This is a genomic window from Duganella fentianensis, assembly GCF_964031615.1.
GTDB classification, from domain to species: domain Bacteria; phylum Pseudomonadota; class Gammaproteobacteria; order Burkholderiales; family Burkholderiaceae_D; genus Rugamonas; species Rugamonas fentianensis_A.
The window spans coordinates 1-14940 of the sequence record NZ_CAXIQN010000004.1; the positions used below are offsets into that span (position 1 = coordinate 1).

A 14940-nucleotide genomic window follows, 5' to 3' on the forward strand; every position below is an offset into this window, starting at 1 on the left:
TCCGCTCAATGTCGTGAGCAGAATTGTGTCGTATACGTGGGTCAGATTCGTTTGCAAATTACTGGGGTAAGTGGGTCAGATTTCGCTGCAAATCAACACGCCTGTATCTAGCTACCGTTTTAACTGCCGCAGCGACCTTGCAGCAATGGTAGCGCGCAGGGCTGCAGACTTGGTTTGCACTCGACCATACTCTAGACGACAGATATTGCAGCGCCCTGTGGTAAAGACATAATCAAGTAAAAAAAATTTGACATGAAAAGATCGTACCTACTGATCCTTTTAGCGATTCTATTATTTTTAATATTTTCTTTTATCATGGAAAATGAATCGCACTCCTCGTCAATAAATATCGCTAAGGAGCAAGGCATATCTGACAAAATAGAAGTAATGAAATCCAATGCAGAAAAATTATGCTTTACAAGATTCATCATTAATTTTCCTATTGGTTCAAAAATTTCTTTCGGTCGAATGACTATCAATTCAAAAATTTATAGGCTTCCCGGCGAAGCAGATAATCTTGAAAAGATAATAGATCGCGAGATAAAAGATAATAAAGACAGTGCCAGGATTTTTAACAAAGGACGAGAAATGGACAAAATTTCAGGAACTCCATTTTCTTCTTCTGATCCAAGATTTCTGCATTTACTCGGAATAGTCGGAACTTATAACTATTCAATTCATACGTTTGTTAAATTAGATCAGGATATCTATATTCTTGAAACTCCCGGGCTGGATAAAGATTTTGTAAAAAAGGCACTCGAATCGGATACCCAGATTGCAAAGAGTCTAACGTCACAAAAGCAATTCGATATTCCGAATGTACCAGGAATATGCATCGACCATGCGTTTTCATCCATCGAACCAACATTCGAGAATATCGAGTTTGGTATCAGGCTCAAAGACTTTCCAGACGTGCATTTTTCGGTCCAAACAATAAAGAACGGAGACGGCGTGATACCAGTAAATTTGGCACATGAGAAATCCGAATCAATGAAGCAAGGAATGACCTCAGGCCTCGAAACATGGCTTAGCCGCTTAAAAACACTTCGTGAGGGAAAACGTGTTGTAAGCGACTGGCACGGTGAGGAAATGTTGCTGAGAGTTCCGGGAGGCTTTGGAAAACCATCCATCCATAAATTCATTTTTAGGGCTAGCGGATTACCGCATGATCCATTGCATCCCTTTGTTGAATTAACCATGGATAGTGGCGTTGAGGGCAATCAAACTGCCTCCCGAGAACCGAGCCTTTCCGACGAAGAGGCCGTGGCACTATGGGACTGGTTACTGAACTCCATCCATGTACGCCCGAATGCTGTCGCGCACCGCTCAGAAATACCACAGCCCAATGAATAGGTGCCGCATTCAATCACCTGTTCGCCGAACGCAGCGCGACCTGCTAATGAACGAACTCCCATCCAAGGAGCAGACCATGACCGCAACGCTCAAAGTTTTGTGGACCGAAGGCCTCACGCTCGACGCCCAGCACCTGCAGCAACAGGACCGCTATCACGAATCGCGCCTGCAGCACGTGGCTGCCACCATCGAGCCGCACCACTGGGGCGTGCAGCACGCACGCTGGGCGCTGCCCGACATCACCAGTAACACCCTCTACGCACAGGCACTTAGCCTTATCTTCAAAGACGGCGAAATCTATCAGGCGCCGCTGGCGGATGCGCTACCGCTAGCCGTCGATCTAAGCAAGCTCCCCGCCGACGCACACTGCGTTACCTTCTACGCTGCGCTGCCCGTCACACACGCGCATGGTGGCAATCTCACCACCGAGGGCAGTGCGCGCAGCGAAGCGCGTTATACACTCGACAGCCGCGAAACACCCGACCTGTTTTCCGACAGCCTGCCAGCCCATATCGGCTATCTGCGCAAGGCTGTGCGCCTGCTGTCGGATTTCGATGTACGCGAAGGCTACGACTGCCTGCCCGTAATCCGCCTGCAACGCCGTGCTGACGGCAGCTTGGCGCTCGATCCTCACTTCATGCCGCCCTGCGTCAGCATAGGCGCCGACGCCGCCATGCAGGATCTGCTGCGCAGCGTGCTGGCCAGACTCAGCGCAAAGTGCGATTCACTACACCGCCTGCAACGCCAGCCGCGCGGCCACGTAGTGGAGCTGCACAGCGGCGACGTAGCGTCGTTCTGGATGCTGCAGACCATCATGTCCGCCAGCGCCACGCTGATGCATCTGTCACGCAGCGGCCACTGCCACCCCGAGCGCCTGTTCGAGCGCCTGATGGCCTTAGCGGGTGGCCTGATGGCCTTCTCGCGCAAGTACACCGTCACCGATCTGCCCAGCTACAACCATGAAGAACCTGCTAGCGGCTTCCACACCCTCAACGACATCATCCGCGATCTGCTCGACACCGTGGTGTCGTCGAAATACATCAGCATCCCGCTGTCCATCAGCGATCAGGGCATGCGCTACCACCACGCTACGCTAGACCCTACGCTAATCGAGCGCAAGGCAGCGCTCTACATTGCCGTCAACGCCAGCATGCCCGCGCTGAATCTGGTGGCCGAAGTGCCGCGCCAGCTCAAGATCGCCTCACCACACGAGATCGATGCGCTGGTACGCAGCGCCTTACCCGGCGTGCCGCTCTCGCACATGCCGCAAGTACCGATGGAAGTGCCAGTACGGCCAGAGACCTATTACTTCTCGCTCGAACATCGCAGCGACCTGTACGACGCCATACTCAAGGCGCAGGCGATCGCCATCTACGCGCCCGCCACGCTCACTGATCTACGTCTGGAATTATTCGCCATCTCGCCCTGACGGCGCTGGCGGTAGAACTAGCGCAGTGCGCGGCGCATATCGCCGCCCGTCTGTTCGAGCAGGCTTTGCGCCTGCTCCACATCGAGATCTTTGCGCAGCGCCACGATGGCCAGTTTGACCTGAAAGTGGCAGCGCTCCAGCATGGCGCGCGCACTTGTCTCATCGGCGCCGGCTACCCGCATGGTCAGGCGCAATGCCCGCTCCACCAGCTTGGCATTGGTGGCATGCAGATCCACCATCAGATTGCCGTACACCTTATGCAGCCGCACCATCAGCGCGCTCGATAACGTATTGAGTACGATCTTCTGCGCCGTACCCGCTTTCAGCCGCGTGCTACCGGCAATCACTTCGGGCCCCGTATCGAGACAGATACCCACATCGGCATCACGCAGCAGTGGCGTGGCGGGATTATTGGCGATGCCGATGGTCAGTGCTCCCACCGTGCGTGCTGCCTTGAGCGCACCTAGCACGTAGGGCGTAGTACCGGATGCCGCAATCAGCAGCACCACATCGTTATACACGGGATAGACCAGGCGCAGATCGGACGCACCTTTGCTGTCGTTATCTTCAGCGCCTTCCACCGCATCGAACATGGCACCGAGGCCACCAGCCAGCAGCGCCACCGCACGTTCATGCGGCCATGAGAAGGTAGGGAATAGTTCAACGCTATCGAGGATGCCGAGCCGGCCCGAGGTGCCTGCGCCCACATAGATCAGCCGTCCACCGGCGGCAATACGCGGCGCCATGGCGGCAACCGCAGCGCTGATGGCCGGTGCTGCCGCCTGCACGGCGCGCACCGCCAGCGCGTGATCGTCCACCAGTGCTGCCACCAGTTGGTCCACGCCGTACAGATCGAGTTCGGCATGTTCCGTGCTGGGGGTTTCGGTCTTCAGCATGGTGGCGCTGTGCCGTGCCTCAGGTGGCGCGGCGCATCTCCGCAACGAAGTCATAGTGGTCGCTATGACAGTAGGAATGAGTCAGTTCCATCGCTTCACCCGATTCCAGATAGGCGATACGGGTGATGTACAGCACGGCCTGACCTTCCGGCACGCCCAGCTGGCGCGCCAGATCGGCCGAAGCATTCATCGCACGGATGTGCTGCAAGGCGCGCACCGGCGCCTGACCGATACTTTCCAGATACTGGTAAAGCGAGTTGCCAACCGCATTCGGATCGTTCAGAACCGTCTGCGGCAGCACCGACACTTCGTAGGCCATCACCACATCGTCGGCCAGACGCAGACGTTCGAGCCGCGCCACTTTGGAGTATGGCGACAGACCCAGACTGAGCTGCTCTTCCGGCGTCGGCGTGACGACGGCGCGCTTGAGCCAGCGCGAACCCGGCACGTGGCCGCGCTGCTGCAGCTGCTCGGAAAAACTGGTCAGATTGGACAGCGGCTGCTCGATGCGGGGGGCAATATAATTGCCCGAACCGCGACGGCGCACCACCAGCCCCTGATCGACCAGCTGGTCGATGGCTTTACGGGCCGTCACGCGCGATACGTTCAGCAACTCCGACAGAGTGCGCTCGGACGGCAGCGCCTGGTCCACCTGATAGCGGCCATTGTGCACATCTTCGCTCAACTTGCGCGCAATCTGCATATACAGGGGCGAACTGTCGTTGGCGTCGGCTTTGAATTCGAAACTGGTCTGGCTCATGCAAAAATTCTCCTCACGCCTCTAGTGTAATAGCGTTACGGAAAAGGTGTGACCCCGTACCCCTGAATTTAGCAATATTTATTCAACTACCAGTCCGGCCAACGCGGCGCGGGGCCGTCATTTGACGGATAATGCTGGCTTGTTACACCAGTCCGACCTTGCTGCCATGTCCAAAAAGACCTCCGCCGCCCCTGCCTGCCCCTGTGGCGGACCTGCGCTGGCCACCTGCTGCGGCCCGTATCTGAGCGGCGCCGCCATCCCGCCCACCGCTGAAACCCTGATGCGCTCGCGCTATACGGCCTATGTGCAGGGCAATGAAGCCTATCTGTTATCAACTTGGCATGCCAGCACCCGACCGACCGAGCCCATCATCAATAGCGAAGAAAAATTGCAGTGGCTGGGACTTGAGGTAAAATCCGCTTTACGTTTACGTCAACGTAAAGCGGAAGACGATGAAAACCGCGATACGGTCGAATTTGTGGCCCGCTTGCGGGTGAATGGGCGCGGCCAGCGGCTGCACGAAATCAGCAACTTCGTGCGCGAGCCGGCTGAAGGCGGACTGCGCTGGTTTTACGTTGACGGTAGTTTTCCAGAATAAATCAGACGACGCGTCGGAGACCACGCGCATAAAGGAAAAGCAATGCCGCAGATCGAAAGCAAACTCAATCCCCGCAGTGAGGACTTCAAGGCCAACGCCGCCGCCATGCAGGCCGTGGTGGACGATTTGCGTGCCAAAGTGGCGCGTATCGCCGAAGGCGGTGGTGCCGCAGCCTGCGCCAAGCACGTGGCACGCGGCAAACTGCTGCCACGCGACCGCGTGCAGATGCTGCTCGATCCCGGCACGCCCTTCCTCGAACTGTCGCAGATGGCCGCCTATGGCATGTATGACGATGCCGCACCGGCAGCGGGCATCATCACCGGCATAGGCCGCGTAGCGGGGCAGGAATGCGTGATCGTCTGTAACGACGCCACCGTCAAAGGCGGCACCTACTACCCAATGACGGTGAAAAAACACCTGCGCGCGCAGGAAATCGCCGATCAGAACAACCTGCCGTGCATCTATCTGGTCGATTCGGGCGGCGCCAACCTGCCCAATCAGGATGACGTGTTCCCCGACCGCGACCACTTCGGCCGCATTTTCTACAATCAGGCCAATCTGTCGGCCAAAGGCATCCCACAGATCGCCGTGGTGATGGGCTCCTGCACGGCCGGTGGCGCTTACGTGCCAGCCATGAGCGACGAATCCATCATCGTCAAGGAACAGGGCACGATTTTCCTCGGCGGCCCGCCGCTGGTGAAAGCCGCTACCGGCGAAGTGGTGACAGCAGAAGATCTGGGTGGCGGCGATGTGCACACCCGTCTGTCCGGTGTGGCCGACCATCTGGCGCAGAACGATCTGCATGCGCTGTCGCTGGCGCGCACCATCGTGTCGAATCTGAACCGCAGCAAGCCGCAGCAGGGCGCTTTGCGTGCAGCCGAAGAGCCGAAATACCCGCCCGAAGAACTGTATGGCGTGATTCCCGTCGATACCCGCAAGCCATTCGATGTGCGCGAAGTCATCGCCCGCATCGTCGATGGCAGCGAATTCGATGAATTCAAGGCACGCTACGGCACCACGCTGATCTGCGGCTTTGCCCACATCTTCGGCATGAAGGTCGGCATCATCGCCAACAACGGCATTCTGTTCTCGGAATCGGCGCTGAAAGGCACCCACTTCATCGAACTGTGCGCCCAGCGCAAAATCCCGCTGGTGTTCCTGCAGAATATCACCGGCTTCATGGTGGGCCGCAAATACGAAAACGAAGGTATCGCCCGCAATGGCGCCAAGATGGTGACGGCGGTGGCCACTGCCGCGGTACCGAAATTCACCGTGATTATCGGCGGCAGCTTCGGTGCCGGTAACTACGGCATGTGCGGCCGCGCCTTCTCGCCGCGCTTCATGTGGATGTGGCCGAATGCGCGTATCTCGGTGATGGGCGGCGATCAGGCCGCGTCCGTGCTAGCCACCGTCAAACGCGACGGCATCGAGAGCAAAGGCGGTAGCTGGAGCGCGGAAGAAGAAGCCGCCTTCAAGCAGCCTATCAAGGAACAGTACGAACATCAGGGTCACCCTTACTACGCCACGGCGCGTCTGTGGGATGACGGCGTGATCGATCCGGCCGACACCCGCATGGTGCTGGGTCTGGGCTTATCCGCTGCACTGAATGCGGAAATCCCCGATACCAAATTCGGCGTATTCCGGATGTAATAGGGGGCTGACCATGACTTACACCACCCTTAACATCAGCCGCGCAGGCCACGTTGCCACCGTGACGCTGGATCGTCCCGACGTGCGCAACGCGTTCAACGAACTGACCATCGCAGAGATTACCCGCGCATTCCGCGAACTGGGCGAGCAGAGCGATCTGCGCGCTATCGTGCTGGCGGCCAATGGCCCCGCCTTCTGCGCCGGTGCAGACTTGAACTGGATGAAGAAAATGGCGGGCTATACGCACGCCGAAAATCAGGCCGATGCTCTGCAACTGGCTGAAATGCTGCGCACCATCTACCTGTGCCCGCACCCTGTGGTGGCGCGCGTGCAGGGCGATTGCTATGCCGGCGGTATGGGGCTGGTAGCGGCCTGCGATATCGTCATCGCGGCCGAACCGGTGCAGTTCTGCCTGAGCGAAGTGCGACTGGGTCTGATCCCCGCCACCATCGCGCCGTATGTGATCAAAGCCATGGGCGAACAGGCGGCACGCCGCTACTTCCTCACGGCTGAACGCTTCGATGCAGCGCAGGCGCTGCGCCTCGGCTTCGCCCACGAAGTGGTAGCCGTGGAAGCACTGGACGACAAGGTAGCCGAGATCGTCAAAGCGCTAGTGAATAACAGCCCGCACGCCGTGCAGCAAGCCAAAGTGCTGGTGCGCGAAGTCAGCGGGAAAACCGTCAACGATGCACTGCTGGCCGATACGGCCCAGCGCATTGCCCATATCCGCGCTTCGGAACAGGGCCGCGAAGGCGTGGCCTCCTTCCTCGAGAAGCGCAAACCCGCGTGGCTGCTGTAACGCGGTAGAACAGAGTCTGGAGTCGTTTTGGAATTGAATCAACAGAGTGACTGGGTGGCCCGCAGCCTACGCAGCGTATGGCACCCTTGCACGCAAATGCAGCACCACGAAACCGTCCCCCTGATCCCGGTAAGCCGGGGGCAGGGTGTCTGGCTGTATGACCATCAGGGTAAGCGCTACCTCGATGCCATCAGCTCGTGGTGGGTTAATCTGTTTGGTCATGCCAACCCGCGCATCAACGCGGCGCTCAAGCAGCAGCTCGATACGCTGGAACACGCCATGCTGGCCGGCTTTACCCATGAACCGGTCATCGAGCTATCGGAAAAACTGTCGGCGCTGACCGGCCATGTGCTCGGTCACAGCTTCTACGCCAGCGATGGTGCATCGGCCGTGGAAATCGCCCTGAAAATGAGCTTCCATTCGTGGCGCAATCGCGGCCATAGCGCCAAACAGGAATTCGTCTGCCTCAAAGGCAGCTACCACGGCGAGACCATCGGCGCGCTGGCCGTCACCGATGTGGCACTGTTCAAGGATGCCTACGGCCCGCTGCTGCGCGCCTCGCAAACGGTGATGTCGCCCGATGCACGTCAGGCTAGCGAAGGCGAAACGGCGGCCGATGTGGCACGCCGCGCGGCTGCCGACGTGGAGCGCCTGTTCATGGAAAAGAGCGATCGCATCGCCGCCATCATCATCGAACCACTGGTGCAGTGCGCAACCGGCATGGCCATGCACGATCCGCTGTATCTGCAACTGGTGCGCGAACTGTGCGACCGTTTTTCCGTGCACCTGATCCTCGACGAAATCGCCGTTGGCTGTGGCCGCACGGGCACTTTCTTCGCCTGCGAACAGGCCGGTATCTGGCCGGATTTCCTGTGCCTGTCCAAAGGCATCAGCGGCGGCTATCTGCCACTCTCGCTGGTGCTCACGCGCGATGAAATCTATCAGGCTTTCTACAGCAGCGACGTGACGCGCGGCTTCCTGCATTCGCACTCGTACACGGGCAATCCGCTGGCCTGCCGCGCGGCGCTGGCCACGCTGCAGATTTTCGAAGAGGACGATGTGCTGCGCACCAACCGCATCAAGGCGGAGCGCCTGACCGCGGCCTTGCAGCCACTTGCCCAGCATGAAAAAGTGCGCAACTTCCGCCAGCGCGGCATGATCTGGGCATTCGATGCCATCGACGCAGCACCGGACTTCTCGCGCCGCTTCTTTGCCACCGCCGTCGAGCACGAACTGCTGATGCGCCCTATCGGCGCCAGCGTCTACATGATGCCGCCGTATGTGCTGAGCGACGAAGAAATCGACACACTGGCCAACAACACGCTGGCCGTGTTCAATCAGGTCATGGCGGGGTAGGCATGCAACTACTCCAGCAACTTAGCCAGCAACTGCAGACGCTAGATCAGCACAACCTGATCCGCCAGCGCCGCACGGTGGACTCGCCCTGCGGCCCGCGTGTGCAGGTGGACGGGCGCGAACTGCTGGCCTTCTGCAGCAACGACTATCTGAGTCTGGCCAACCATCCGGCCATCAAACAGGCCTTGCAGGAAGGCGTGGAACTATATGGCGCCGGCAGCGGCGCTTCACACCTGATCAGCGGCCATGGCCGCGCCCACGTGCAGCTGGAAGAACGGCTGGCCGCCTTCGTGGGCGACCATCTGGAAGCGCCGCGCGCGCTGACTTTCTGCACCGGCTATATGGCTAATCTGGCCATCATCACGGGGCTGACGGTCGCCGATGCCGACGCTGCCATCTTCTCCGAATCGCTCAACCACGCTTCGCTGATTGACGGTGCTCGGCTGTCGCGCAAACGCGTGCAGGTCTATCCGCACGCCGATCTGGCCGCGCTCAAGCAGTTGCTGGCCGACTCCAACGCCGCCACCAAAGTGGTGGTGACGGACAGCGTATTCAGCATGGATGGCGACCTGGCTCCGCTGCCGCAATTACTGGCACTGTGCGAGCAATACGGCGCGTGGCTGGTAGTCGATGACGCACACGGCTTCGGCACGCTCGGTGCGCGCGGCCACGGTGCGCTCGAACACTTCGATCTGCGCTCGCCGTATCTGGTCTACATGGGCACGCTGGGCAAAGCTGCCGGCGTTGCGGGTGCTTTTGTCGCTGCCCACGAAACCGTGATCGAAACCCTGATCCAGAAAGCCCGTCCCTACATCTTCACCACAGCCACGCCACCGGCACTGGCGCATGCTCTGCTGACCAGCCTAGATCTGCTGGAAGGCGATGAAGGCGTGGCGCGCCGCGCTCACCTGCAAAGCCTGATCGCCCAGCTGGATAGCGGCCTGCAACTGCAGCGCTGGCAGCGTATGCCATCCAGCACCGCCATCCAGCCCATCGTGATCGGCGATAATGCTGAAACCATGCGCGCTGGCGCCGCCCTGTACGCACAAGGTCTGTGGCTGGGCACAATCCGCCCGCCCACCGTGCCAGCAGGTACGGCGCGCCTGCGCGCGACGCTATGCGCAGGCCATACCAGCGCCGATGTAGAACAACTGATAGTCGCGCTCAATGCGCTGGAAAGGACTTGAGATGAGTCTCGATGATCCGCTAATCGCCCAACCGGAGCACCAACTCCAGACCCAGCCTGCTGCTGCCAGCGCCGGTTTGCCGCCCCGCTTCAGCTGCTTCGTCACAGGCACGGATACGGAAATCGGCAAGACGCTGATTTCTTCGGCCATGCTGCATGCGCTGGTGGCGCGCGGCGTACGTGCCTGCGGCATGAAACCCGTTGCTGCCGGTGCCGAACTGCGCGACGGCGTATGGCATAACGATGATTGCGACCAGCTGGCCGCTGCCGGCAATATGCACCTGCCGCAGTCCATCACCACGCCTTTCCTGCTGAAAGAACCGGCAGCGCCGCACATCGCCGCTGCACTGGAAGGCAAAACCATCACCGCCGTGCCGATACTGGCGGCGTTCGTGGAAATCAATGCCGCCGCCGACGCCACCGTGGTGGAAGGCGTGGGCGGCTTCCGCGTGCCGCTCAATGACGATTTCGATACAGCCGATCTGGCCGCGCAACTGGAACTGCCCGTCGTACTGGTGGTCGGTCTGCGCCTCGGCTGCATCAGCCACGCGCTGCTGACGGTGGAAGCCATCGCCGCGCGCGGGCTCAAGCTGGTTGGCTGGGTCGCCAATGAAACCGTGGCCGATATGGCTTTTGCCGATGAAAACGTAGCAGCCCTGCAGCAGCGTATCGAAGCGCCGCTGCTGGGCCGCGTGCCCCGTCTGGCCGAACCGACTGCGCAGACAGCAGCGGCCCACCTCGATTTTACGCAGCTGCCCAACTGGCCAGCTCACACCAAACTCTGAAACTAGAAGGAAACACGATGTCCCAGAACACCCTGCAAGAACCTAAGACCGTCGAGCTGCACCGTCCTGCCGCCGCCATCAAGCTGCCGGAAGCAGCTACCTGGCCACTGGACGAAGTGATGGCCCTGTTCGATCTGCCGTTCACCGAGCTGATGGCGCGCGCTCAGGATACCCATCGTGCCAACTTCCCTGATGGCGACGTGGAGCTGGCGACCCTGCTGTCGATCAAAACGGGCGGCTGCGAAGAAGATTGCGGCTACTGCCCGCAGGCGGCACGCTACGACACGGGCGTGGAAGCGAAAAAAATCCTCGACATCGACACCGTGCTGGAAGCAGCCCGTCAGGCCAAGGACAATGGCGCGACCCGTTTCTGCATGGGCGCCGCATGGCGCAGCCCGAAAGACCGCGACATGGACAAGGTCGAAGAAATGGTGCGCGAAGTGAAGGCACTGGGCATGGAAACCTGCGCCACGCTGGGTATGCTGGAAGAAGCACAGGCCCAGCGCCTGAAAGACGCAGGCCTCGATTACTACAACCACAATCTGGACACGGCACCAGAGTTCTACGACAACGTCATCTCCACCCGCGAGTATCAGGACCGTCTGGACACGCTGGGTCGCATCCGCGAAGTGGGTCTGAAAGTCTGCTGTGGCGGCATCGTCGGCATGGGTGAAACCCGCTTGCAGCGCGCCGGCCTGATCGCCCAGCTGGCCAACCTGAATCCGTATCCGGAATCGGTGCCGGTCAACCATCTGGTACAGGTCGAAGGCACACCGCTGCACGGCCTCGATCCGCTCGATCCGTTCGAATTCGTGCGCACCATCGCCGTAGCCCGTATCACCATGCCGAAAGCGCGCGTGCGTCTGTCCGCAGGCCGCCGCCAGATGGGCGAAGCGGTGCAGGCCATGTGCTTCCTCGCTGGCGCCAACTCGATCTTCTACGGCGACAAGCTGCTGACCACCGACAATCCGGAAGCCGACGACGACCGCAAGCTGCTGGCCAAACTGGGCCTGAAAACCCGCGGCACGGTACTGGAATCGGCACCGAAGGAAAAGTGCGGCTGCTAAGTAGCCCAAGCCGCTATCTGCACCGACGTCTATCGCACCACAATAAAAAAACTTCCAGCCATAAGCTGCAAAGAGAGAGACCATGTTCACAAAAATACTGATCGCAAACCGGGGTGAAATCGCCTGCCGTGTGGCCGCTACCGCGCGCCGCATGGGCATCAAGACTGTCGCCGTGTATTCCGAAGCGGATGCCAATGCCAAACACGTCGCCGTATGCGACGAAGCTGTGCTGATCGGCCCTGCCGCTGCCAAGGAAAGCTATCTGCGCGCCGACAAGATCATCGAAGTGGCCAAGGCCACCGGTGCTCAGGCCATCCACCCCGGCTATGGTTTCCTCTCCGAGAATGCGGAATTCGCCGACGCCTGCGCGGAAGCAGGGCTGGTATTCATTGGCCCGCCCGCTTCGGCCATGCGTGCCATGGGTTCCAAATCGGCTGCCAAGTCGCTGATGGAAAAAGCCAATGTGCCACTGGTACCCGGCTACCACGGCGACCAGCAGGATGCCGACTTCCTGCACACGCAGGCTGACCGCATCGGCTATCCCGTGCTGCTGAAAGCTTCCGCTGGTGGCGGCGGTAAAGGCATGCGCGTGATCGAAAGCTCCGAGCAGTTCAAGGACGCGCTGGCCTCGTGCAAGCGCGAAGCGATCAGTTCCTTCGGCGACGACAAGGTGCTGGCAGAGAAGTATCTGCAGCGCCCGCGCCATATCGAAATTCAGGTGTTTGCCGATACGCTCGGCAATTGCAACTACCTGTTCGAGCGCGATTGCTCGGTACAGCGCCGCCACCAGAAAGTGCTGGAAGAAGCGCCAGCGCCGAACATGACGGCCGAACGCCGCGCAGCCATGGGCGAAGCCGCCGTGGCAGCCGCCAAGGCAGTGGGCTATGTGGGCGCCGGTACGGTGGAATTCATCGCCAATCAGGATGGTTCGTTCTACTTCATGGAAATGAACACGCGCCTGCAGGTAGAACATCCGGTTACGGAAATGATCACCGGTACCGATCTGGTGGAATGGCAGTTGCGCGTGGCCGCTGGCGAAGCGCTGCCGAAGAAACAGGACGAACTGACCATCCACGGTCACGCTATCGAAGCCCGTATCTACGCCGAGAATCCCGAGAAGGGCTTCCTGCCGTCGATCGGCACGCTGCGCCATATGCAGACGCCTGCCGCCGTCAGCTTCGAACTCGGTGGCACGGCATTCGAGCCGGCCGCTGTGCGGGTGGATTCCGGTGTGCGCAGCGGCGATGCGATTTCGCCGTTCTACGATCCGATGATCGCCAAGCTGATCGTCTGGGGTGCCGACCGCAAACAGGCGCTGGCCCGTATGGCGCAGGCGCTGGCGCAGTACCAGATCGTCGGTCTGGCTACCAACATCGCCTTCCTCAAACGTCTGGTGGAAGGGCAGGCATTCTCTACCGCCGATCTGGATACGGGGCTGATCGAGCGTCACCACGCCAGCCTGTTCCCTGCTGCGGCAGCAGCACCTGCCAGCGTGCTGGCACTGGCCGCTGTGGCATTGATCGAAGCGGAAAAGGATGTTTCGGCTGCCCAGTCGGGTGCCAACGCCGCCGATCCGTGGGGTCAGGCACTGGGCTGGCGCATGAATCAGGCGTATCTGCGCAAGCTGTCATTCAGCGACGAATTCAGCGCGGAACAACCCTACTGCGTGGGCGTGCGCTACCGCGCGCACGACTGGCTGTTTGGCGTAGGCGAGGCCGAGCCGCAAGTTCTCAGCCTGATGTCGCAGCAGGGCTGCGATTACAGCGTCAAGCTCGGTGATCTGGCCGTGCATGGCAGCGTGCGGCGCGATGGCGAGTTGCTGCATGTGTTCTGCAATGGCGCCCACTATCCGCTCCACTATCATGATCCGATGGCCCATGCGGGCGAAAGCGAAGCAGAAGGCGGCCGCCTGACGGCGCCTATGCCGGGCAAGGTAGTGGCGGTAATGGCCAGCGCCGGCCAGAGCGTGAAGAAGGGCGATGCGCTGGTCATCATGGAGGCGATGAAGATGGAGCACACCATCGCCGCGCCGCATGACGGCGTGGTGGAAGAAGTGCTGTACGGTGTGGGCGATCAGGTTGCCGACGGCGCTCCGCTGCTGGCATTCAAAACGGCTTAAGGAGTAGGTATGCGGATTCTTTTGCATCGCGCGGATGGCAACACGGGGCCATGGATAGAGGACTTTGCCCGCCATCTGCCGGAAGCTCAGGTAGAAGTGTGGAGCGAGGAGCATAGTCAGGGGCCATACGACTACGCCGTAGTGTGGTCGCCACCGCAGGCCATGCTGGCGCAACTGGCACAGGTCAAGGCGATTTTCCTTACCGGCGCCGGGGTCGATGCGCTGATGCGCTACAACGACGAAATCCCTGCCCACATACCCGTGATCCGGCTGGAAGATGCCGGCATGGCTGCGCAGATGGCCGAATACGTGAGCTACGCCGTGCTGCGCTACTTCCGCCGCCTGGACGAATACGAAGCGCAATCGCGCGCCGGTGTCTGGCAGCCGCTGGCGCAGCATGAGCGCGCCGATTTCAGCGTCGGCGTGCTGGGCATGGGCGTACTCGGTAGCCGCGTGCTGGAAGCGCTGAAAACCTTCGGCTTCCCGCTGCGCGGCTGGAGCCGCAGCCCGAAACAGGTGGAGGGTGTGGAATGCTTCCACGGCATGGATGGTCTGGACACCTTCCTGCGTGGCAGCCGCGTACTGGTCTGCATGCTGCCGCTGACGCCGGAAACCAGCAACCTGCTGGACCGCAGCAATATGAGCAAGCTGCCCGCTGGCGCTTACCTGATCAACGTGGCACGCGGTGCTCACGTGGCTGAACCGGATCTGCTCACGCTGATCAAATCCGGCCATATCAGCGCCGCCACACTGGATGTGTTCCGCAACGAACCGCTGCCGCAGCAGCATCCGTTCTGGCAGGAGCCGCGCATTACCATCACGCCGCATATTTCCGCGCTGACGCTGCGCAGCGAAAGCATTGCGCAGATGGCAGATAAGATACGCGCACTGGGCGCCGGCCAGAACGTGGCCGGTGTAGTCGACCGTAGCAAGGGGTACTGA

At 60.2% G+C, this 14940-nt stretch carries 13 protein-coding genes; 11 read left to right on the forward strand and 2 right to left on the reverse strand.

What is annotated here, in order from left to right:
- Positions 1-387 precede the first annotated feature (387 nt).
- Complete coding sequence (locus ABNT42_RS01930; RefSeq protein WP_348693300.1) at positions 388-1353, forward strand: T6SS immunity protein Tli4 family protein; 966 nt, start codon at positions 388-390, stop codon at positions 1351-1353.
- A 76-nt stretch (positions 1354-1429) separates the two neighbouring features.
- Positions 1430-2782 carry a type VI secretion system baseplate subunit TssK gene (gene tssK / locus ABNT42_RS01935; RefSeq protein ID WP_348693301.1) on the forward strand — a complete coding sequence of 451 codons (1353 nt, stop codon included), beginning with the start codon at positions 1430-1432 and terminating at the stop codon, positions 2780-2782.
- A 17-nt stretch (positions 2783-2799) separates the two neighbouring features.
- On the opposite strand, the gene murQ is transcribed toward tssK, so the two are convergent.
- Positions 2800-3678, reverse strand: a complete 879-nt coding sequence (gene murQ, locus ABNT42_RS01940) for an N-acetylmuramic acid 6-phosphate etherase (RefSeq protein ID WP_348693304.1) — start codon at positions 3676-3678, stop codon at positions 2800-2802.
- 19 nt (positions 3679-3697) lie between these two features.
- Entirely contained in the window at positions 3698-4438 is a 741-nt protein-coding gene (locus ABNT42_RS01945; RefSeq protein WP_348693307.1) for a GntR family transcriptional regulator, read from the reverse strand.
- A gap of 166 nt (positions 4439-4604) precedes the next feature.
- Between ABNT42_RS01945 and ABNT42_RS01950 the strand changes: the two genes are divergently transcribed.
- From ABNT42_RS01950 to ABNT42_RS01990, 9 genes are all read left to right on the forward strand, one after another.
- A complete protein-coding gene (locus ABNT42_RS01950) occupies positions 4605-5036 on the forward strand; it encodes a YchJ family metal-binding protein (RefSeq protein ID WP_348693309.1) in 432 nt (143 codons plus the stop codon).
- 42 nt (positions 5037-5078) lie between these two features.
- Positions 5079-6686 (forward strand): carboxyl transferase domain-containing protein, encoded by a 1608-nt coding sequence (locus tag ABNT42_RS01955; RefSeq protein ID WP_348693312.1) that lies wholly within the window; start codon positions 5079-5081, stop codon positions 6684-6686.
- Between the two features lie 13 nt (positions 6687-6699).
- The gene (locus ABNT42_RS01960) at positions 6700-7485 is read left to right on the forward strand and encodes an enoyl-CoA hydratase/isomerase family protein (RefSeq protein WP_348693314.1); all 786 of its coding nucleotides are present in this window, start codon (positions 6700-6702) and stop codon (positions 7483-7485) included.
- Positions 7486-7512: 27 nt separating this feature from the next.
- Entirely contained in the window at positions 7513-8841 is a 1329-nt protein-coding gene (gene bioA, locus ABNT42_RS01965; protein ID WP_348693316.1) for an adenosylmethionine--8-amino-7-oxononanoate transaminase, read from the forward strand.
- 2 nt (positions 8842-8843) lie between these two features.
- Complete coding sequence (bioF, locus tag ABNT42_RS01970) at positions 8844-10028, forward strand: 8-amino-7-oxononanoate synthase (protein WP_348693319.1); 1185 nt, start codon at positions 8844-8846, stop codon at positions 10026-10028.
- 1 nt (position 10029) lies between these two features.
- Positions 10030-10812, forward strand: coding sequence for a dethiobiotin synthase (gene bioD, locus ABNT42_RS01975; protein ID WP_348693322.1), 783 nt, complete (start codon positions 10030-10032; stop codon positions 10810-10812).
- 17 nt (positions 10813-10829) lie between these two features.
- Entirely contained in the window at positions 10830-11879 is a 1050-nt protein-coding gene (gene bioB, locus ABNT42_RS01980) for a biotin synthase BioB (RefSeq protein ID WP_348693324.1), read from the forward strand.
- A gap of 82 nt (positions 11880-11961) precedes the next feature.
- Positions 11962-13998, forward strand: a complete 2037-nt coding sequence (locus ABNT42_RS01985) for an acetyl/propionyl/methylcrotonyl-CoA carboxylase subunit alpha (protein WP_348693326.1) — start codon at positions 11962-11964, stop codon at positions 13996-13998.
- A 9-nt stretch (positions 13999-14007) separates the two neighbouring features.
- The gene (locus ABNT42_RS01990) at positions 14008-14940 is read left to right on the forward strand and encodes a glyoxylate/hydroxypyruvate reductase A (protein WP_348693329.1); all 933 of its coding nucleotides are present in this window, start codon (positions 14008-14010) and stop codon (positions 14938-14940) included.

Coding starts and splice junctions, on each gene's coding strand:
- ABNT42_RS01990 (WP_348693329.1), top strand. CDS start 14,008: ATGCGGATTCTTTTGCATCGCGCGGATGGCAACACGGGGCCATGGATA.
- ABNT42_RS01960 (WP_348693314.1), top strand. CDS start 6,700: ATGACTTACACCACCCTTAACATCAGCCGCGCAGGCCACGTTGCCACC.
- bioF (WP_348693319.1), top strand. CDS start 8,844: ATGCAACTACTCCAGCAACTTAGCCAGCAACTGCAGACGCTAGATCAG.
- ABNT42_RS01955 (WP_348693312.1), top strand. CDS start 5,079: ATGCCGCAGATCGAAAGCAAACTCAATCCCCGCAGTGAGGACTTCAAG.
- ABNT42_RS01985 (WP_348693326.1), top strand. CDS start 11,962: ATGTTCACAAAAATACTGATCGCAAACCGGGGTGAAATCGCCTGCCGT.
- ABNT42_RS01950 (WP_348693309.1), top strand. CDS start 4,605: ATGTCCAAAAAGACCTCCGCCGCCCCTGCCTGCCCCTGTGGCGGACCT.
- tssK (WP_348693301.1), top strand. CDS start 1,430: ATGACCGCAACGCTCAAAGTTTTGTGGACCGAAGGCCTCACGCTCGAC.
- bioD (WP_348693322.1), top strand. CDS start 10,030: ATGAGTCTCGATGATCCGCTAATCGCCCAACCGGAGCACCAACTCCAG.
- murQ (WP_348693304.1), bottom strand. CDS start 3,678: ATGCTGAAGACCGAAACCCCCAGCACGGAACATGCCGAACTCGATCTG.
- ABNT42_RS01945 (WP_348693307.1), bottom strand. CDS start 4,438: ATGAGCCAGACCAGTTTCGAATTCAAAGCCGACGCCAACGACAGTTCG.
- bioB (WP_348693324.1), top strand. CDS start 10,830: ATGTCCCAGAACACCCTGCAAGAACCTAAGACCGTCGAGCTGCACCGT.
- ABNT42_RS01930 (WP_348693300.1), top strand. CDS start 388: ATGAAATCCAATGCAGAAAAATTATGCTTTACAAGATTCATCATTAAT.